This window comes from Tenacibaculum litoreum (assembly GCF_964513915.1).
Lineage (GTDB): Bacteria > Bacteroidota > Bacteroidia > Flavobacteriales > Flavobacteriaceae > Polaribacter > Polaribacter litoreum.
Genome location: NZ_CAZEQS010000004.1, coordinates 595,202 through 617,236 on the forward strand (window position 1 = coordinate 595,202; position 22,035 = coordinate 617,236).

Genomic DNA, 22,035 nt, shown 5'->3' on the forward strand with positions numbered 1-22,035 from the left:
ATAAAATATAAGTTTTGTATCTATTTTGGTACAATTTTTTCTGCTACACTATTAAAAAATAGTACACAGAAAGTTGCACAAAAGTACTACTTCTGTCTAAATTGTGAAATGTTAAGAGAATCCTAATCTATAATTTATAATAATTCTAAATAAACAACGTTAACAATGTATTAACTGACAAGTCATTACTTTTGTAAAAAGATTCAACAAAATGAAAAAATACAGCATCTTAATCACCTTTTTATTCATTATTGCAGGTAGCGTTTTTAATGTAAAAGCTCAAGATAAACTTACTGAAAACAAAGACATTATTTCGTTAATAGAAAAAAAACGAGCTTACAATAAACATAACGGGAGTGGATATAGAATCCAATTATATAACGGACTTGAAAGACGTGCAAGAAGCTTACGTAATAGATTTAAAATTGAATATCCTGATGTTTATACTAAACTAACTTACAAAGCTCCAGAATGGAAAATACAAGTAGGAAATTACAAAACACGTTTACATGCGGACAGAGCTTTAAATGAGATTCGTGAAAAGTTCTCTGGTGCAATTGTGGTTCCTATGTAATTAAACATATTTTACAGCATAAAAAAAAGAGTAATCGTTTGTTCGATTACTCTTTTTTATTTATTAAACCTACTAGTAATTAATAAGCTCTTTTATCACTTCCTTCATAGAAATTGATAAATGCTTGGTTTACTACTCTATGACCTCCATCTGTAGGGTAATCTCCAGTAAAATACCAATCTCCTAAATTATCTGGACACGCTTTATGTAATCCACTTACTGGCTGGAAGATAACCTCTACTTCTGCCTTAATTTCAGCTGTTTTTAGCATTTGCGCAATCTTTGCAGAAACTTCCTCATCTGTAAACGGTGCATAAATTTCTTTTACATAGTTTACTACATCTTTATCCTCACTACCTTCTTGCTGCTTACACTTTTGATACACTTCATCAACAATATGATACTGATTTGTTTCTTTCAACAATTCTAAAGCAGCTTTAAACGCAATAAAATCGTTAATCTTAGCCATATCAATACCATAACAATCAGGGTAACGGATTTGAGGCGCTGAAGAAACTACTACTATTTTCTTAGGATTTAATCTATCCAAAATCTTAATAATACTCTTCTTCAAAGTAGTACCTCTTACAATACTGTCATCTATGATAACTAAATTATCTGTTGGCTTAACTACTCCGTAAGTAACATCGTAAACGTGAGCAACTAAATCATCACGACTACTATCATCAGTAATAAATGTACGTAATTTCGCATCTTTAATAGCTATTTTTTCAAAACGCGGTCTTTTAGAAAGAATTTCAATTACTCTTTCTTTTGAAAGCTTTCCTTCACCTGCTAAAATTGCATCTGTCTTTTGTTGATTTAATACATCTTCAGCAGCTTCCATCATTCCGAAAAACGATGTTTCCGCAGTATTAGGGATATAAGAAAACACTGAGTTTTCTATATCACTATCAATAGATTTTAAAACTTCAGGAAACACATACTTCCCTAGGTTTTTACGCTCTTCATAAATTGACGCATCACTTCCTCTTGAGAAATAAATACGTTCAAAAGAACATGCCTTTTTTGGTTTCTCTTCTAAAACAGGAGACATTGTTGTTTGACCATTCTTTTTAATAATCAACGCATGACCTCTATCTATTTCCTTAATTGTATCAATCGGCACGTTAAATACCGTTTGAATTACTGGTCGCTCTGAAGCTACCACTACTACTTCGTCGTCTTCATAAAAGAATGCTGGACGAATTGCAGATGGATCACGCAATACAAAAGCATCTCCATGACCTAATAGTCCTGCCATTGCATAACCACCATCCCAGTTCTTAGCTGAACGCTGTAAAATACGTTGGATATCTAAGTTTTCCTCTATATAAGGTGAAGCATCTTTTTTATTAAACCCTTCTTCTTTAGCCTTTAAGTACAAATCAGAAACTTCTGATTCTAAAAAATGTCCAATTTTTTCCATCACAGTCACTGTATCAGTAAACTCTTTTGGATGCTGTCCTAAATCAATTAAATCATTTAATAATTGTTTAGAATTTGTCATATTAAAGTTTCCTGCAACAATCAAACTCTGATGTTTCCAGTTACTCTGACGCAAGAAAGGATGCACACTCTCTATAGAGTTTTTACCAAATGTACCATAACGAACGTGTCCTAAAAATAAGTTCCCGATGTACGGTACGTTTTCTTCTTGCCACTTTACATCATCAACCTTATCTGGATTCTCTTCAAAAACCCCATTAATTCTATGATTAATTTTACCAAAGATGTCTTGAATTGGCTGTGATTGATTGGAACGGATTCTACTTATATATCTAGTTCCAGGCTCTACATTAAATTTAATACTTGCTAATCCAGCACCGTCTTGTCCTCGGTTGTGCTGTTTTTCCATTAGCAGGTACATTTTATTCACACCATAAAACGCGGTACCATATTTTTCTTTATAGTACTGTAATGGCTTTTTTAAACGAACCATTGCAATTCCGCATTCGTGTTTAATAGCGTCACTCATTTAATTTCAAGTATTTAGTTGTGTTGTAGTTTTGTGTGTTGTATAAAAAAATCCGCACCAAAAAGCGCGGATTTATAGTTTATGATAGTGCTATATCAAATTGTGTTAATTCTTTAAACGCTTTTAAACGTGCTTGTACCTCCTCACCAGTTAACGCCTCCATACGTTGTGTTCCGAATTTCTCAACACAGAACGAAGCTAAGTTAGATCCGTAGATAATTGCACTCTTCATGTTTTCAAATGAAATATCTTCTGTTCTAGCTAAATATCCGCAAAAACCTCCTGCGAAAGTATCTCCAGCTCCAGTTGGATCAAACACCTCTGCTAATGGTAATGCTGGTGCAAAGAACATGTTTCCTTCATTAAATAACAAAGCTCCGTGTTCTCCTTTTTTAATTACTACGTATTTTGGTCCCATTTCATGAATTTTCTTTGCTGCATTTACCAAAGAATACTCTCCACTTAACTGACGTGCTTCTTCGTCGTTAATTGTAATAACATCTACACGTTTTAAAACTTCATGTAAATCGTTTAATGCTATATCCATCCAAAAGTTCATAGTATCTAATACTACTAACTTAGGTCTTTCATTCATTTGATCTAAAACCGATGCTTGGGTTAACGGATGTAAATTACCTAACATTACAATAGGTGCATCTTTAAACGATTCTGGAACTACTGGTTGAAAATGCTCTAATACATTTAGTTCTGTCACTAAAGTATCACGAGAATTCATATCGTTATGGTACTTTCCACTCCAAAAGAATGTTTTTCCCTCTTTTACGATCTCCACTCCATCTGTATTAATTCCTTTTTCGTTCATCATATCTAGATATGATTGCGGAAAATCTCCTCCTACTACAGAAACCACTCCTGTTTGCACTCCAAATTGTGAAGCTGCTAATCCAACAAACGTTCCTGATCCTCCTAAAATTTTATCAGTTTTTCCAAATGGTGTTTCAATAGCGTCAAATGCTACGGTTCCTACTGCTAATAATTTACTCATAACTCTACTTAATATTCCTTCTACTGAAGAAATGTATTTGTTTCATTAAGTCTCTATAAATTACTAAGACTTAAAATTTTACTAATTCTACTCATTAAGGCTTAAACTCTCATGTCAACTGCCTTTTTTGTCGTAATTTTGCGTCTTTAATTAAAAACGGTCTTTTTGACTTTGCAAAAATAGTTTTAAAAAATGACTATCAAAGAAATACAAGAAGAAATTATTGACGAGTTTTCAATGTTTGAAGACTGGATGGAGCGTTATGAGTACATTATTGAGCTAGGTAAATCGCTGCCGTTAATAGATGAAGCTTACAAGTTAGATGAAAACTTAATTAAAGGATGCCAATCGAAGGTATGGTTGCATTCTAAATTAAAAGGTGACACTATTGAGTTTACTGCTGATAGTGATGCCATATTAACAAAAGGAATTGTGGCTTTATTATTGAGGGTGTTTTCTGACCAAACACCTAAGGCTATTTTAGATGCCGATACTGATTTTATTGATGAGATTGGCTTAAAAGAACATTTAAGTCCAACTCGTGCCAATGGATTAGTATCAATGGTAAAACAAATAAAGATGTATGCGATTGCTCAACAAAGTAAATTAGCGAATTAAAAGAAGTTTAGAATTATGACTGAAGATAAATTAGAAGAATTAGGAGATAAAATCGTTCGTGTATTAAAAACAATTTTCGATCCAGAAATACCTGTTGATATATATGAGCTAGGATTGATTTACGATGTTTTTATATCAGAAGAGAATGATGCCAAAATATTAATGACATTAACTTCTCCTAACTGTCCTGTTGCTGAAACACTACCTGTTGAAGTAGAAGAAAAAGTAAAAACTTTAAAGGAGATTAACAACTGTGAAGTTGAAATTACTTTTGACCCTACTTGGACACAAGACATGATGAGTGAAGAAGCAAAATTAGAATTAGGAATGCTTTAAATTTTTAGCTCGTATTAAACTTATGGCAGAAGAAATTATAAATAGAGTTGCTAATAGCAAGCTTACTACAATAGATCTTGAAGATTTTTATCCTCAAGGTAAACGTGTAATGTTTGATATTAAAGATTGGTTATTTGAAGAATTAATTCTTCGTGAAAAAGACTTTAGAGAGTCTGTAAAAAATCATGATTGGACTCAATACCAGGATAGTTATGTTTCCTTGACTTGTTCTACTGATGCTATTATTCCTTCATGGGCTTATCTTTTACTAACTACTGAGCTTACTCCTTTTGCTAAAAAGGTTGTTGTTGGTGATTTAATAGTGCTAGAAACTGTAATATATCAAGAGATAATTCAACAGCTTAACATCTCTGATTACAAAGACAAACCTGTAATAATTAAAGGGTGTGCTAACAAGCCAATACCACCATCAGCATATACATTATTAATTGAAAAAATTAAACCTGTTGCTAAAACCATCATGTTTGGTGAAGCTTGTTCAACCGTTCCACTTTATAAGAGAAAAAATAATTAGACTCATATAATTCCTCAACTTAATTACCAATGAAAAAGCTGTTCTTAATCTTATTTTCTTGTTACTCTTTTTCTATAGTTTCTCAAGAAACTAAAAAAGATAGTATATCTACCCTAGGTTTAGCAAACTCACCATTAGACACCGACTTTGCTTCTTTTATATTTAACTACCGAGTATTTGCAGAACCTTTAGTTAAGAAAAATCCTCCAAAAAAATGGACTGTTGTAGGTAAGTACACTTTTCTTTTCAATCAATCATCTTTTTCCAATTGGGCAGCAGGTGGAAATAATACTGTTGCTGGAAATATGACACTTGGGTACGATTTTAACTACAAAAGAAAAAAATGGAACTGGGATAATAAAATTATTTCTGCTTATGGTTTAAGTTATGTAGATGGTCAAGGAGTAAGAAAAACCGAAGACCAGTTTGAATACAACTCTTTACTAGGGTTAAGAACTTCAAAACTCTGGTTTTTCTCATTTTTTAGTAACTTTAAAACCCAATACACTAGAGGTTATGATTATAAACAAGAACCTAAAGTAGCTGTTTCAGATTTCTTTTCCCCTGCATATTGGAGCTTTGGTCCTGGTATGCTATGGAAGCGAAACGATGACGCAAGAATAAACATTGCTCCTGCAACGGCTCGTTATACTTTTGTTTCTGATGAATTTTCAGGAAAATACGGTGTAGATGAAGGTAAAAATATAAACTTCAGTTTAGGTTTCAACCTTTCTGCATACTTCAAAAGTAAAATAATGGAAGATGTAACTATGGAGAGTATTGTAGCGGTATATTCAGATTATTTAAACAAACCACAAAATATTGATATTGACTATCAGCTAAACATCTTTGTTAAAATTAACAAAAACCTGTCTACAAATCTTGCTTTACATGCTATTATAGATGATGATGCTTCAAGTAAAATACAATTTAAGGAAGTATTTGGTCTTGGTTTGAATTATATTTTTCATAAGACGTGACTTTTGGCGTAAAGCTGTTGTCTAAACCTTCGGTTAAGCGTAAATTCGCGCCCTCTAAAATTAATTTAAAACTATTAAAATGAAAAAATTATTAGCTATTGCTGTTTTATTTGGAACATTAACAGTTAATGCTCAAGAAGAAAAAAAAGAAGAACCTAAAGAAGGATGGAAAAGAAGTGGTAATATCTCTTTTCTATTCAATCAATCTGCTTTTAATAATTGGTTAGCTGGTGGTACAAATAACATTTCTGGTACTATTGGGTTAAACTATGATTTTAATTACACTAAAGGTGATTGGGCTTGGGATAATAAACTAATTGTTTCTTATGGTTTAACAAAATTAAAAGGAGAGGAAGTACAAAAAACCGATGACCGTTTAGAGTTAAACTCTTTATTAGGAAAAAAAGCTAGCGGATATTGGTATTACTCTACTTTTTTCAACTTTAAGACTCAAATGTCTTCTACCTATGTTTCTGGTGAGCAGACATCCCATTTCTTTTCTCCAGCATATTTTCAGTTTGGACCTGGTATGCTTTGGAAAAAACATGATAATTTAAAAGTAAACATCGCTCCTGCAACTTCTAAATTAATTTATGTACACAAACACCTAACTGATTTAGGTCCTGCTTTTGGAGTAGATCAAAACGAAACTACCCGTTATGAACTAGGTGCTGCAGTTAACGCTTATTATAAATTAGATGTGATGAAAAACGTTTCTGTAGAAAATATTTTAAACCTATATAGTAACTACCTTGAAGATTTTCAAAATGTAGACATCGACTATACTATTAACGTAGTAATGAAGGTAAATAAATATTTATCTGCGAATCTTTCAATGCAAGCAATTTATGACGACAATGCCTTTGAAGGATTTCAAACTAGAGAAGTATTTGGTCTAGGAATAAATTACGGTTTCTAGAAGAATAAAACATAATAGTAAAACCTCAAGAACATATTCTTGAGGTTTTCTTTTTTACGTATTTTAGCCTAAAAATTTTAACGAATGACATTATTAATTGTTTACGCCACCTTATCTATATTTTTCTCTTTTTTATGCTCTATACTAGAAGCTGTATTATTGAGTGTTACCCCTACTTTTGTAAATGTTAAAAAGAAAGAAGAGAAAGCTTATGCGAGCGATCTTGAAGCTTTGAAAAAAGATGTGGACAAACCTCTTATTGCTATCTTAACTGTAAATACTATTGCTCATACTGTAGGAGCTATCTTAGTTGGTGCGCAAGCAAAGAAAATATTTAGTGATGATGGAAACGGTGTTTTTATCGTTTCTGCTATAATGACCATTTTAATTTTGGTTGCATCTGAAATTATCCCTAAAACTATTGGAGCAACTTACTGGAAATCTCTAGCTGGCTTTACAACCAAGGCTTTAAATATATTAATTTTCTTTTGTAAATACACTGGTATTATATGGACACTACAACTATTTACAAAGCTATTTGGTAAAGGAGCCCATGGAGAAAGTGTTTTAAGTAGAGAGGACTTTTCTGCTATGACCGATATTGCTGAGCAAGAAGGTGTTTTTCATGAAAGTGAAGGTAAAGTAATTAGAAACATGCTAAACTTTAAAGAAGTTCAAGCTAAACATATTATGACGCCTCGTACGGTACTTACTACTGCTGATGAAAACCAAAGTATTGAATCTTTTTTTAATGAAAATAGACCTTTACGCTTTTCTAGAATACCTGTATATGCTGGAAATCCAGATAATATAACTGGATATGTTTTAAAGGATCAATTATTACTTTCTTTAGTTGACAACAAAGGAAATGAACCTTTAAAAACAATTAAAAGAGAAATTATAATAGCCAGTAGAGAATTGTCTATCCCTAATTTATTTGAAAAATTAATTGAACAAAGAGAGCATCTAGCTTTAGTTGTAGATGAATACGGAGCTGTTAGTGGTTTAGTAACTCAAGAAGACGTTATAGAAACGCTTTTAGGCTATGAAATAATGGATGAGAGCGACAACGTAGCTAATCTACAAAGCTTAGCTAGAAAAAGCTGGGAACAGCGTGCTAAGCGATTAGGAATTATAAACGATTCTGAAAACGAATAATAACCTTAAGTTTATAAAACAAAAAAGAGGCGTGAATTAATTCACGCCTCTTTTTTGTTTTATAGTTTAAACTATTTCTAGTCATTAATTGTCCAAGAAACATAGTACATAGAACCAATTAATCCTGATCCTGGTGCTACCATATACTCATTACCTGTTAAGTTAGTTCCTCCTAATTTAAATCTTGATTTAATAGCAGGTACTCTATAGTTTATCTGTGCATCTAATACAGTTCTTGCATCTACTGTATCATCTAAGAAGCTTGATTGCCAATAGAACTCATCTTGCCATCTTAAGTTCACATTAAATCCAAAATTTTTAAACAAGTTTGGATTTCCAAACATTACTTTTACTTGATGTTCTGGAGTATTAAATCCTGCTTTAAAAGTAGGGTCATCACTTTGATCAAAAACTAATTTTGAATATGTATAGTTAGCTCCTAAGTTAAATGCCTTGAATACTTTTGTATTTAAACCTATACCTACACCATATGAGTCTACATTCGCTGATGTATTTGTATTAAGAACAAACGATGTATAGTCTCCGTTATCTATTGCCGCATCAGCTTGTGCATCTGGTGTCCCATCTGCTTCTAAACCTCCATAATTAGCTACAATAACATCTTTGAATGCTACAAAGTCATTATACTGGTTATAATAACCATTGATATCCAATTCTAATATATTTCTACTATTTAAGTCGATAATACTTCTATATCCAACTTCGTATGAAGTAACCTTTTCTGGTTTAATTGGATTCACGTCAAGTTTAACTCTGTTATCTGTTCCAACTAAAGCATTTCCAAAAGCTTGCCTACCTGTAATTTCGCTAGTAGAACCATCTTGATTAACTACTATAGTAGAGAAACGATCTAAGTTTTCTTGAGAAGTACCTAAAATATACTTACTTGGCCCTGAACGTAACCCGAAGTATTGCTCTAAAGTACTAGGGTTTCTAAATCCTGTTTGATAAGAAGCTCTTAAAATATGGTTTTTTGACTCCCCTAAAGAATAGTTTAATGCTACCCTTGGCGAGAAGTTTCCTTCAAAGTTTTTAGATTTATCATAACGTACAGATCCTGTAAACTTTAATCTATCTTCTAAAAACTTCTTTTGAATTTGAGAATAAACTCCTACCATATCAAACTCAATACTACCATTTTCATCAGTAAATAAAGTTCCGTTTGAGTTAATATCAAATTTGCGGTAAGAACCTCCTACTTGAATCTCACCCCAACGAATTATATCTTTAAAGTTATAATTAGCATCAAAATGATAAAAAGAAGTTTCATCTTTAATCCCTGCTCCTCCTTTATTTATTGGAGTATTGATTACCTCTTCTAAAGCTGTTTTAAATTCAGATGATCCTGGAACGTATCTATTTCTATTAGCAAACCTTCTTGCATCAGTATCGTTAAAAGGAGTAAATCCAGGAACTGTTAATGCTCCACTATATATACCAGCATATTCTTGATACCAATTTTGGGTTGGATTATACTTTTCATTTAATGCAATAGCTGCAAATCGTAAATCGTGACTCTTTCCAGAATCATTACCAGTATAATAACCTCTTAAGAAGAAATTTTTTCCTATAAGTTCTAGTTTATACTGCTCAATAAAGTATCCTTTTTGAGAGAATCTATTTGTTCCTTGGTATGTGTTATCTCCACGAGAAAAACGAGAATTTAATACAATTTCTAATGCGTCATTTGCCCATGGTCTGATATGTATAGACCCATCAAATTTTAAGTTATATCCATTATAGTTAGTCAAGTCTGTTTCATTATACCCTGTTCTACTAACATCTAAAGAAGGTAATGCTGGGTTTAAATCATTTAGGTTAAAACTAAAATCATCTCCATATACATTTACACCATCATAATCTGTGTTAGTAACTCTATCTCCATCAGTAGCAGTTCCTCCAATACCTGTCGTATTTCTTGTATCATCAGCATGCCATTCTTCAGCAGAGAAATAAGTAAAATTAGCTTTAGCAGCTACATAATCATTAAACTTATATGCCATACGAATTCCTGCATCATAAAAAGGATTGTTACCTGCCGCTTTTTGAGACATACTACCTGTTTTTATGTAGGTACTAATACCCGCATCATCAAAAGGATTTCTACTTCTCATTAACAAAATACCGTTAAAGGCATTTGCCCCATATAAGGCAGAAGAAGCTCCTGGTAGAATTTCAACATTTTTTACATCTAAATCTGAAAGTCCCATAATATTTCCTGCTGAGAAATTCAGTGCAGGGATTGATGTTTCTACTCCATCAACCAATTGTACAAATCGAGTGTTGTCGAAAGTAGAAAAACCACGAGAGTTTACAGATTTAAATCCATAATTTGCTTCACGCGATTCAATTCCTTTTAAATTCACTAATCCGTCATAAAATGAAACAGAAGTATTTCTTTTAACATCAACAATCCCCATTCTTTCAATAGTTACAGGAGATTCGATAACTCGTTCAGGTGATCTAGATGCTGAAATTACAACTTCATCTAACGCTACACTTTCTTTTAAAATTACGTTTACTTCTTGATCTTGTGAAGTAATATTTATTATTTCTGTCTTATATCCAAAAGCAGAAACTTGTATAGTTATAGGGTAGGTTGACTTAACTTGTAACGTGAATTTTCCTTCAAAATCAGAAGTTGCTCTTGCTTCTCCTGACAGAATTACTGCATTTGGAAAAGGCTCCAAGTATTCGTCGTAAATTTTTCCATTTACTGTAGTTTGTGCATAAATAGACATACTACACACTACCAAAACTAAGGATAGTAGTTTTTTAAACATAATGTTTATTTTAATTGATTTGTATTAAGTTATTATTGGTTTATTTACTCATCAAGAGCAAACATAATAGGGAATCCGTATTTTACAGAGGTTTCATCTCCTGACTTTTTAGCAGGAATAAACTGTGGTAATTGAGATACTACACGAATAGCTTCGTTGTTTAGTAACTCTCCATTTTTTGGTCCTAAGGTTTTAATATTTTTCACCTGACCGTTTTTATCAATAATAAAACGTACCCAAACTTCTCCTTGAATAGATTCTTTTACCGCTTGACTAGGGTATCTGAAGTGTTTTTGAATATGCTTTACCATTTCAACATTAAAACAGTCTAACCTTTCATTTTTCTTGGTCTTTTCACATGCAGAAAACAAAGGTATTCTATCAACTGTAGTAAATTTTTCAGCTTTACGAACTTCTTCTGCCGATAGTTTACTTGTTATATTTTCAAGGTTGTTTTTAAAAGTTAAAGACTGGTTTAACTCTGTTTGGGGGGTGGTACTTTCTATTGCCGCAGTTCCTGCACCAGATAACTCAGTAGCACTTGAAACAGCTTTCTTTTTTGATATTTCTCTCTTTTTTAAATACCTTCTATTAGCCGATACTTTTACAGAGATTTGTCTTGTACCATTGTTCTTTTTACTTTTTGGAGCGATGGTACATTTTGTTATACTATTTAAGTCAACTAAAGACTCTTCTGGGGTTTCACACACTTCACGTTGTGACACAACATTAGTTGTATAAAAACAAACTAACGTTATTATTAAAATAATTTTTCTCATACCTAAGGGGTTTAACATTTTTTCAATCAACTAATTATCTATTATCATTAATGAAAAATATGACGTGCAAAGGTATTCTTTTTTTTATATAAAATAAATTATTTTAACACTCTAATATTCAGAGTTATTTAAGCTAAAGTTCATAGGAAAGCTATATGCTACACTTGTATTTTTTCCTTGTTGTTTACCTGGTGTAAAGTTAGGGAGTAGTAATACAATTCTTTTTGCCTCATTTTTTAAAATCTCATGTACATTTTGTCCTTCTGTTTTAATATCTGTTACTTTACCTGTTTCATCAATTACAAAACTTACCAACACTTCTCCTTCTATCCCCTTATCTAAGGCTTTTTCAGGATAAACTAGTGTGTTGATTATATGATTTTGCATTTCATAATTAAAACAATCCACCTTATCCTTTAAAGGGTCATTACATGATAAAAACACAGGGATTTCATCTACTACATCAAAAGAAATAGCTTTCTTAGTTATTTTTCTTGTGATTGGAACTATGTTATTTAAACGACATGTAGCTAAATCATTTGTTGTTTTTATCAACTTAATTTTGTTAGCTTCTATACTATTAGCCAAACTAATAACTTTTTCAAAGTAAATACGTTTTCTTAAATGTCTTCTACTAGAAATTGTAGTTACAACAACAGGAGTCTTCTCTATATTCTTTTCTACTTTTTTTTCTACTAAACACTTGTCAACTACGTTTACATCTACTGAATGAAGATTTTCAGATGTACACTTCTCTTGTGCTATGGTAAATTGTAAACCACAACACAGTAACAAGAGGGATATTATATTTTTCATCATGATCTATTCAGATTAACACATGGTAACTCAAAAAGAGCGGACATTTCATCTAGTTTTAAATTTTATACTTAAAACTTTATGAATACTTGGCAAGTTAACTGGTTAAATAAGGTTAAACTATTGAAGTTGGATTTAAGCTTTCTTATTAACTAATTGATCTAATGAAAATCGTCTAGATTTTGTTTGTGAAGTTTTATTATTTTTCATTTCTAGGGGGATAAAATGGTTAAAAATATTAATTTACAATGCTTTATAAAATGTAGAAAAAACTACTTTAGCGATTATAAATATAATAAAAAAGAACTTAAAGTTACAATTCTTTAAGTTCTTTTTAAGTTATTGTTGTGTTTTATTAGTGTAAAAACTAATATTCTTGATACAAGAAATCATTATATGGGAAACGCTGAATGTGTATTTTTTTTACTTCTTCATACACTTTATCTTTAAAGTTTTCTAAGTTATCTTTGTTCAATGCTGAAATAAAAATACTTTCTGCTTCCAAATCATTCATCCACGTTCTTTTCCAATCTTCTAACGTATAATGTTCTTTTGTTTTTTCTGTTACTAAATCATCTTCATCAATAGTTTCGTGAGTATAAGCGTCTATTTTATTAAATACCATAACTGTAGGCTTATCCTTACTATCTATCTCATCTAAAATTTTATTTACAGAAGCTATATGATCTTCAAAGTTTGGGTGTGAAATATCTACGACATGTAATAATAAGTCTGCTTCACGAACTTCATCTAAAGTAGACTTAAAAGATTCTACCAGTTGTGTTGGTAATTTTCTAATGAACCCAACGGTATCTGTCATTAAAAAAGGAATATTTTTTATTACTACTTTTCTAACTGTAGTATCAAGCGTTGCAAATAGTTTATTTTCTGCAAACACCTCACTTTTACTAATAACGTTCATTAAGGTAGATTTACCAACATTAGTATACCCTACCAAAGCAACACGCACCATTTTTCCACGATTTTTTCGTTGTATGGACATTTGCTTGTCAATAGTTACCAACTTCTTTTTTAGTAACGATATTTTATCACGAATAATACGACGGTCAGTTTCTATTTCTGTTTCCCCAGGACCACGCATACCAATACCTCCTTTTTGCTTATCAAGGTGTGTCCACATTCTGGTTAATCGAGGTAATAAATATTGGTATTGTGCTAATTCAACTTGAGCTTTTGCTGAGCTTGTTTGTGCTCTACTTGCAAAAATATCGAGTATTAAGTTAGTCCTATCTAAAATTTTACAATCTAAAAAGCGTTCAACATTCCTAAGTTGCGCTGGCGATAGCTCATCATCAAAAATGGCTGTTCCTATATCATTGGAATCTATATATGCTTTTACATCTTCTAATTTACCTGTTCCAATAAAAGTTTTGGGGTGTGGTTTGTCTAATTTTTGAACAAACCTCTTAACAGCAAGTCCTCCTGCTGTATGTGTTAAAAATTCTAGTTCATCAAGATATTCTTCCGATTTCTTTTCATCTTGATGTTGGGTTATAATACCTATTAAAACCGCTTTTTCTGATATGGCTTCTCTTGTTTCTATCATACATTGCAAAAGTACAAATTTATCAACGCATGTATTTAACTTTCTTTTGGTATTAAAATCACTATATCAGCTTTTTTACCGTATTTTTTAACATAGGTAAAACTTCTTTTTCAAACCATGGGTTTTTGGTTAACCAAAATCGATTTCTTGGTGAGGGATGGGGTAATACAAAATACTTAGGCAAGTACTCTCCAAAAGCATTCACTGTTTCGGTAAGTGTTCGTTTTGCTTTCTCTTTTAAATAATAGTTTTGAGCATACATTCCTATTAAAATAATCAGCTTAACTTCTGATATTTCTTTTAATAAAGATTGATGCCATTGTGGAGCACACTCTTTTCTTGGAGGTAAGTCTCCTGTTTTTCCTTTTCCTGGATAACAGAACCCCATAGGAATTATTCCAAAGTTGTTTGTATCATAAAACTCCTCATCAGTAACATCCAACCATTTCCTAAGCTGTTTTCCACTAGCATCATTCCAAGGAATCCCAGATTCATGTACTTTGATTCCAGGTGCTTGACCTATAATAATGATTTTTGACTTTTTACTAGCAAGAACTACAGGGTTGGGGTCTATATACTTCTCACAAATCTTACAGTCTTTTATTTCTTTTAAAAGATTCTCCACACTGTAAATTTAATATTTATGTATAAAAAAACACTCGATTACATTATAAAACGAGTGTTTTTCGGTTCTAACTATTTAAACCTTAATTGTTAATTGCATAACTAGCACCATTACCTAAATCTGATAAGAATGCCATAATAGTTTTCATTAATTTTTTCCCTTTTTTGGTTAGTAGTTGTCTTTTCATTTTTTTAGATATTTTATTAATTTCCCTGAGGTAAAATTAACATACAACTATCTGAACTCTAATAGGGTTTATACCCTTTTCAATCTACTAAATCACTCTTTTTGAATCAGTGAAAAAGGATAATTAACATGAAAGTTAGTAAAGTAGGTTTTATAAAATTTTTACAAAATCATCAAAAGCAACATAATATGGTTTGTCTTTAAAGACAGGTAAATCTACACTTTCCGCATTTGCTATTCCTATGCCTGCGTACCAAACCTTAGCATTTTGTTTTTCTGCGTGCTTTTTAAATGTTTCCATCCACAATACATCATACTCTTGTGGTGATTGGATATTGTTCGTAGTTTTTACTAATACAAAAATTGTAGACTCTCCTTTTTTATATAATACGAACTGTGGGTGTCTTTTTAACTCACTATTTACTGCAATAAACTCATACCCCATTTCTTGTAGCTTTTTCCCTACAATATTCATTCCTAAATTATGAAGTTCTTGTTCTGTAAGTGCTTGCATTATTTTCTTTTCTTATTGCGTTTGTTATAGTTTTTGTCTCCTCTTGTTTTAGGTTTTTTATACTTCTTAGCAATTTCTCTTCGATATGAACCTCCCTGATTCGTTTTTTTGTTCTTTTCTTTCTTCTCGTGAAAAGCTGGACCAGGAATATATTCTTGGGAAGTTCTGTTCTTATTAATTTCTCGTTCTTCTTTCGGGCGCTCTTCTTCAGTTAATTCTTTTGAGATTTCTACCTGTTCTGGAATTTCTAACTTCGGAATCGTGTAATCCATCAACTCTTCTATTCGTTGTTTTGCTTCTTGTTCTTTTTCTGTAGCAAATAAAATAGTTTTCCCTTCATGCTCTGCACGTCCTGTACGACCTATTCTGTGCATGTAGTTTTCTGGAAAATGTGGTGTATTAAAATTGATTACATGTGTAATTTCTTCTAAATCTAATCCACGAGCAATTACATCGGTAGCGATTAAAATTCGCTTTTCTCCTTTATTGAATTGTTCTATGGAACGTAAACGATAGTTCTGCGTTTTGTTTGAGTGAATAACACAAGCTTGCGAAGGATATTCTTCAGCAACACAATCAAATAACCTATCTGCATTTCGCTTATTAGGCGCAAACACTAACACTTTACTAAACTCAGATTTATCAAATAATAAATAGTTTAATAAATTGACTTTTGTGTAAAAATTAGGAACATCATAACTCGTTTGCTGAATATTGTCTAGTGGTGTTCCACTAACTGCAATCGCTATTTTATGTGGAGCAATAAAAAAATCATCAATTAAAGCTTCCACATCCTCCGTCATGGTTGCTGAAAACATGATATTTTGACGTCTTTGAGGTAATAAATCAAAAATGTTTAACAACTGAAAGCGAAAGCCTAAATCGAGCATTACATCTACTTCATCAATTACTAATTTCTGAATAGACTTTAATTTCAATACGTTACTTAACGCTAAATCGTACAACCGTCCTGGAGTAGCAACAATAATATCTGCACCTTGAATTACTGCTTCTTTATGGCGATTTAAGTTGACTCCTCCATACACCCCAATAGTACGTAAGGTCATGTATTTTGCTAACTTTTCAATCTCTTCTACCACCTGCACTACTAATTCTCGTGTAGGCACCAATATCATCACTCTTGGATGTTGTTGTTTTGAAAACTTTAAATCACGTAATATTGGTAGTAAATACCCAAAGGTTTTACCTGTACCTGTTTGTGCTATTCCCACTACATCTTTTCCTGAACGAATTACAGGAAACGCTTGTTCTTGAATAGGTGTTGGATTTACAAAACCTAATTCTTCAATCGAATTTCTTAATGGGTTTGATAAGTCTAAATCTTGAAAAGTAGTCATTAACAATAATTTGCTGCAAAGGTACAACCAATATTTTTGTTTAATTAATTACAGTTATTATTTTTAGAAACATCTAACCTTTAAAAAGAGGCTCTTACTAATAAAGTAGCACCTATTCTTTTATGATCTTAAACACCTTTATTCCTTTTTGAGTGTAAGAACGAACAAAATAAATACCTGATGATAAATTCGCCAAATCAACCTCCTTACCTGAACTTTGCATTATTTTTTGACTAGCTAAATTGAATAATTCAACTTTTTCTACTTCAATGGAAAAATATATTTTCCCTGTTGTCGGATTAGGATATAAAATAAGCTCATTACTCTCATCATCACCTCCCGTGCTCAGAGATTTATCAACCGTTATAACAAATTCATGGAAACTATAATTATTATAATTGTCAAAAACTTCAATAGTAATGGTATGGTCTCCTGCTGTCAATATTTGTTCTGGTGAAGGATATTGTTCCACACTTAATATACTGGCACAATTATCTGTAACTGTAATTTGATTTCTAAAATCTTCCAATATATATCCATTATTCTCTGTATTGTTAACTCCAACAACCATATCATTTGGTAAAGTAGTTACATCAAACACAGGATATGAAGTATCTACCACTCTTATCGTTGTAGTACATGTAGCCACCAAATCGTTGTTATCAATAACAGTTAATGTGACAATAATCGGGTTTCCTACATCTGAACAGTTAAAAGAATTTCTATCAATACTCAAAGACTTGATTCCTGATAAATCGGTTGATCCATTATCTATATCCTTGGCTTCAATCACATAACTTCCTGTTTCATCTAAAGAAAAGATGGCTTCTGAAATACAGTTTGCCTTAGGTACAGTTGTATCTACTACATTTACTGTTCTAGTTACTTGTTCCGCTGAACTCCCTGAATCACCAGTAGCATTATAATAAATTGTGTAGGTTCCTACAGCATCTACAAATTCAGAAGCATTGATAATAATATCCGATCCATCATCTGTAGTGGCTCCCAATTCCGAATAGCCTGCTCCCAACTCTATCGTTTGTGGGTTGTCTCCTATTAAACTAATAACTGGTGCAGTTATATCTACCACATTCACCGTTCGGGTTACTTGTGCTGTATTCCCTGAAACATCCGTAGCATCATAATAAATTGTGTAGGTTCCTACAGCATCTAGAAATTCAGAAGCATTGATAATAATATCCGACCCATCATCTGTCGTAGCTCCTAATTCTGAATAGCCTGATCCTAATTCTATCGTTTGTGGATTGGCTCCATTTAGTGTAATTACTGGTGCTGTGGTATCTACCACATTTATTGTTCGGGTGACTTGGTCTGCTGAATTTCCAGAAGCGTCCATAGCATCATAATAAATCGTATAGGTTCCTACTGTATCTACAAATTCGGAAGTATTGATAACAACATCAGATCCATCATCTGTGATTGCCCCCAATTCTGAATAACCTGCTCCTAACTCTATTGTTTGTGGGTTCGCTCCACTTAATGTAATTACTGGTGCTGTGGTATCTACCACATTCACTGTTCGGGTTACTTGGTCTGCTGAATTACCTGAAGCATCCGTAGCATTGTAATAAACGGTGTAAGTTCCAACTGCATCTCTAAACTCAGAAGTATTGATAACAACATCCGATCCGTCATCTGTAGTCGCTCCCAATTCAGAATAACCTGATCCTAACTCTATTATTTGTGGATTCCCTCCATTAAGTGCAATCACTGGCGCTGTGGTATCTACTACTTGAACGATTCGAGTGACTTGGTCTGCTTTATTTCCATAAGCATCCGTAGCATCATAAAAAATTGGATAGGCCCCTACGGCATCTCTAAAATTAGAAGAATTGATAATAACATCCGATCCATCATCTGTGGTTGCCCCCAATTCTAAATAGCCTGTTCCTAATTCTATTATTTGTATGAATGTTCCGTTTAGTGTAATTACTGGCGCAGTGGTATCTACTACTTGAACGATTCGAGTGACTTGGTCTGCTTTATTTCCATAAGCATCCGTAGCATCGTAATAAATTGTATAGGTCCCTATTGCATTTCTAAACTCAGAAGTATTGATAACAACATCGGATCCGTCATTTGTGGTTGCTCCCAATTCTGAATAACCTGCTCCTAATTCTATTTTTTGTGGGTTTGCTCCTACCAATGTAATAACCGGTGCAGTATCTACTACATTTACTGTTCGGGTTACTTGTGCTGCTGTATTTCCTGAAGCATCCGTAGCATCATAATAAATAGTATAGGTTCCTATTTCATCTCTAAATTCAGAAGTATTGGTAACAATATCAGATCCGTCATCTGTAGTCGCTCCTAATTCTGAATAACCCGCTCCCAACTCTATCGTTTGTGGATTTGCTCCGTTCAGTGTAATAACAGGTGCTGTTGTATCTATCACATTCACTGTTCGGGTTACTTGGTCTGCTGCATTCCAAGAAGCATCCATAGCATCGTAATAAATGGTATAGGTTCCTACTGCATCTCTAAAGTTAGAAGTGTTGATAATAACATCCGATCCATCATCTGTCGTAGCTCCTAATTCTGAATAGCCTGCTCCTAATTCTATTGTTTGTGGATTCGCTCCTTTTAGTGTAATAACTGGAGCTTTACAGTCATCTCCAAAATTAGTATGTGCATCAATACTGGACCAACTTATAGCACTATAAAAAGGGTTATCAACTTCAATACAGCGTAGCAAGGGATTTGATGTTGATTGAAAAGCCGTAATTTTTTTATTGTTGTTATTTTTAATATTAAAATATTCCAACAAACTATTACCAAAAACCCTTAATTGAAGAAGGTTAGGAAGCCCGCTAACATCTAACTCTTTTAACTTACTATAACTAATCTCTAAAACAAGTAAACTCTCCGTTAACTGTGATGGCAATAATTCTGTAAGTGGATTGCTACCAATAGATAATCTCGTTAATTTTGTGTTGAGTGATACATCTATTTTTGAAATATTATTTAACTCACAGTAAATTTCACCTAACTCTAGATTTCTAGAAACATCAAGTTCAGTTAAGTTATTACCTATTAAAAACAATCTACCTAAGTTAGTAAAGCCTTTTATACCTGTTAAGTCAGATATATCTTTTCCATTCAAATTTAATTTATAAACAGTATTGATATTTTCCTTTAATACATAATTATCTAACACATCATCATAACCTAAATCTATCAATGCCTGCTCAAAGTTATCATCTGGAACATAAACAGAATCAAAACGGCAATAATCGCTAAATGAGGTATGTATATCTATAGTTGTCCAATTGGCAGTACTATAGTTAGGATTATCCACTTGAATACAATACAACTCTGGAGTATTTATGGTCTCGAAAGTTAGGATTTTAGTTTCATCAATGTCTTTTAAGGTTAGTTCTCCTAAATAAGGGTTATCTCTTAACCTTATATGTTTTAAATTAGTCATACCCGATAAATCTATTGCTGCCAGATAATTATCATTAAGGTTTAAGCTGAAAATACTCGTTGGCAAACTTGATGGTAATAATTCAGTTAATCCATTTCCTTCTGCTGCAAAATATATTAGCTTGGTATTGGCACTAATATCAAGTTTTGTAATATTGTTACTACCACATAATAAATCTGTTAGTTCTGTATTACTTGAAACATCTAGCTCTGATAGATTATTTACTCTACAATCTAAATCCTTTAAAGCTGTGAATCGCTCAATTCCAGTAAGGTCACTAATATTCTTATTGTAAAGATTTAAAATAGTTACAGAATCGATATTTGCTGTTAAAACATAATTATCTAATACATCATCATACCCTAAATCAATTAGTGCCTGTTCAAAATTATCATCTGGAACATAAGCATAGTCATTAAAACAATTTTGACTAAAATTAGTATGGGCATCTTTATTTGTCCAATTGGTTTCGCTATACGATACATCATCCACATCTATACAATACAACAAAGGTGTGTTAGTAGCTTGGAAAACTCTTAGCCCACTATTATTCCCGTTTTTTATTGAAAATTTTTCAAGGAACGGATTATCCTTCATTATAGTCAAAACTAAGTTTGGATAGCTACTCAAATCAATTTCTGTAAGGTTGTTTTCAGCAACATTAAATTCAGAAAGATTTACTGCTGAACTTGGCATTATCAGTTTTTCTAATTTATTACCCTCGAGAGCTAAACGAACTAGTTTTGTGTTTGTTGATAAATCTATAGAAGATAAAGTATTATACCCCGCGAATAAGTTCTCTAATTTTGTATTACTATAAAGATCTAACTCCGACAAGTTATTTCCTCTAATTCTTAAAAATGTTAATGCTGTAAAACTTTCTATACCAGTTAAGTCTGAGATACCTTTCTCTTCTATTTCTAATGATGTTACTGCACTTATGTTTGACTTTAAAACATAATCGTCCAACACATTATCGTAGCCTAAATCAATTAATGCTTGTTCAAAATTATCATCTGGAACGTATACATATTCCTCACAAAAAGTATTGAACATTGTATGTGCATCTTTATTGGTCCAATAAGTATCACTGAAACTAGGATCGTCTACCATAACACAATCCAGTAAAGGGTTAGTTCGAATATCGAAATTACCTGCATTGGTTATACTAGTATTATTACCGTTCCTTACATTTAAATACTCTAAATTTGGACAATTAGTTAACCATAAGGCTCCCAAATTTATCAAATTACTTAAATCTAATGACGACATTTTGTTACCTGCCAAATTAATATACTTTAAAGAGATTGGTAAAACGTTAGGAATAACCCTTGTTAGATTGTTGTTTTCGGCTATTAAACTTACCAGTTTATTATTATTCGTTAAATCTAGTCTTGAAATTAAGTTAGCTCCACAATGTAGTATAGTTAACTCTACATTGTTGGAGATGTCTAATTCGGTAAGTTTATTATTTCTAACATTAAGTAACTCTAAAGCTGTAAAGTCTTCTATACCTGTTAAATCTTGAATGTTTTTGTTTTTAACATCTAAACTTGTCACTGATGAAATATCTGAGGTTAGTACAATACCGTTAACAACACCATCAGAATCGATATTCAAATCAATTAAAGCTTGTTCAAAAGCTGAATCTGGTATGGAAGTAGTTTGAGCTGATACTACTAATGAAAAAAATAAAGCAATTAGTGAGAGTATTTTTTTTGCCATATTACGAGTTAGGTTAGAATGATTTTATCGAAAGCAAAAAAATAAAAATAATGCTAATCCCTAAAGAAAATCAAGGTAGCAAAAGGGTATCAAATACTTAAAATCAACA

General features: G+C 32.2%; 17 protein-coding genes. 7 read left to right on the forward strand and 10 right to left on the reverse strand.

Annotation, left to right across the window (positions count from 1 at the left end; translation table 11 throughout):
* The first annotated feature begins 211 nt into the window (after positions 1-211).
* Entirely contained in the window at positions 212-574 is a 363-nt protein-coding gene (locus tag ACKTTR_RS14170; protein WP_125066605.1) for an SPOR domain-containing protein, read from the forward strand.
* Between the two features lie 79 nt (positions 575-653).
* Here ACKTTR_RS14170 and ACKTTR_RS14175 read toward each other — a convergent pair whose 3' ends face one another.
* Entirely contained in the window at positions 654-2,552 is a 1,899-nt protein-coding gene (locus ACKTTR_RS14175; protein ID WP_408028452.1) for an amidophosphoribosyltransferase, read from the reverse strand.
* A 79-nt stretch (positions 2,553-2,631) separates the two neighbouring features.
* Positions 2,632-3,558, reverse strand: a complete 927-nt coding sequence (locus ACKTTR_RS14180) for a PfkB family carbohydrate kinase (RefSeq protein WP_408028453.1) — start codon at positions 3,556-3,558, stop codon at positions 2,632-2,634.
* A 192-nt stretch (positions 3,559-3,750) separates the two neighbouring features.
* Between ACKTTR_RS14180 and ACKTTR_RS14185 the strand changes: the two genes are divergently transcribed.
* The 6 genes from ACKTTR_RS14185 to ACKTTR_RS14210 all read left to right on the forward strand — a co-directional run bounded on the left by ACKTTR_RS14185 (position 3,751) and on the right by ACKTTR_RS14210 (position 8,104).
* A complete protein-coding gene (locus ACKTTR_RS14185) occupies positions 3,751-4,176 on the forward strand; it encodes a SufE family protein (protein ID WP_408028454.1) in 426 nt (141 codons plus the stop codon).
* Positions 4,177-4,191: 15 nt separating this feature from the next.
* A complete protein-coding gene (locus ACKTTR_RS14190; protein WP_115899355.1) occupies positions 4,192-4,512 on the forward strand; it encodes a DUF59 domain-containing protein in 321 nt (106 codons plus the stop codon).
* A 22-nt stretch (positions 4,513-4,534) separates the two neighbouring features.
* Positions 4,535-5,047 carry a DUF2480 family protein gene (locus ACKTTR_RS14195; protein WP_408028455.1) on the forward strand — a complete coding sequence of 171 codons (513 nt, stop codon included), beginning with the start codon at positions 4,535-4,537 and terminating at the stop codon, positions 5,045-5,047.
* Between the two features lie 29 nt (positions 5,048-5,076).
* The gene (locus ACKTTR_RS14200; RefSeq protein ID WP_408028456.1) at positions 5,077-6,027 is read left to right on the forward strand and encodes a DUF3078 domain-containing protein; all 951 of its coding nucleotides are present in this window, start codon (positions 5,077-5,079) and stop codon (positions 6,025-6,027) included.
* A gap of 79 nt (positions 6,028-6,106) precedes the next feature.
* A complete protein-coding gene (locus ACKTTR_RS14205) occupies positions 6,107-6,946 on the forward strand; it encodes a DUF3078 domain-containing protein (protein WP_408028457.1) in 840 nt (279 codons plus the stop codon).
* Positions 6,947-7,030: 84 nt separating this feature from the next.
* Entirely contained in the window at positions 7,031-8,104 is a 1,074-nt protein-coding gene (locus ACKTTR_RS14210) for a CNNM domain-containing protein (protein WP_408028458.1), read from the forward strand.
* Positions 8,105-8,181: 77 nt separating this feature from the next.
* Here ACKTTR_RS14210 and ACKTTR_RS14215 read toward each other — a convergent pair whose 3' ends face one another.
* The 8 genes from ACKTTR_RS14215 to ACKTTR_RS14250 form a co-directional block, all read right to left on the reverse strand.
* Complete coding sequence (locus ACKTTR_RS14215; RefSeq protein WP_408028459.1) at positions 8,182-10,908, reverse strand: TonB-dependent receptor; 2,727 nt, start codon at positions 10,906-10,908, stop codon at positions 8,182-8,184.
* A gap of 44 nt (positions 10,909-10,952) precedes the next feature.
* Positions 10,953-11,687, reverse strand: coding sequence for an energy transducer TonB (locus ACKTTR_RS14220; protein WP_408028460.1), 735 nt, complete (start codon positions 11,685-11,687; stop codon positions 10,953-10,955).
* Positions 11,688-11,798: 111 nt separating this feature from the next.
* Complete coding sequence (locus ACKTTR_RS14225; protein ID WP_408028461.1) at positions 11,799-12,506, reverse strand: energy transducer TonB; 708 nt, start codon at positions 12,504-12,506, stop codon at positions 11,799-11,801.
* Positions 12,507-12,870: 364 nt separating this feature from the next.
* Complete coding sequence (gene hflX, locus ACKTTR_RS14230; protein ID WP_408028462.1) at positions 12,871-14,070, reverse strand: GTPase HflX; 1,200 nt, start codon at positions 14,068-14,070, stop codon at positions 12,871-12,873.
* 61 nt (positions 14,071-14,131) lie between these two features.
* Positions 14,132-14,695 (reverse strand): uracil-DNA glycosylase family protein, encoded by a 564-nt coding sequence (locus ACKTTR_RS14235; RefSeq protein ID WP_408028463.1) that lies wholly within the window; start codon positions 14,693-14,695, stop codon positions 14,132-14,134.
* A 337-nt stretch (positions 14,696-15,032) separates the two neighbouring features.
* A complete protein-coding gene (locus ACKTTR_RS14240; RefSeq protein ID WP_408028464.1) occupies positions 15,033-15,395 on the reverse strand; it encodes a Na(+)-translocating NADH-quinone reductase subunit F in 363 nt (120 codons plus the stop codon).
* On the reverse strand, positions 15,395-16,753 hold the full coding sequence (locus ACKTTR_RS14245; RefSeq protein ID WP_408028465.1) for a DEAD/DEAH box helicase: 1,359 nt from the start codon (positions 16,751-16,753) through the stop codon (positions 15,395-15,397). Before ACKTTR_RS14245 ends, ACKTTR_RS14240 begins: the two co-directional genes overlap by 1 nt.
* Before the next feature lie 112 nt (positions 16,754-16,865).
* Positions 16,866-21,926, reverse strand: coding sequence for an immunoglobulin-like domain-containing protein (locus ACKTTR_RS14250; protein ID WP_408028466.1), 5,061 nt, complete (start codon positions 21,924-21,926; stop codon positions 16,866-16,868).
* Positions 21,927-22,035: the final 109 nt, after the last annotated feature.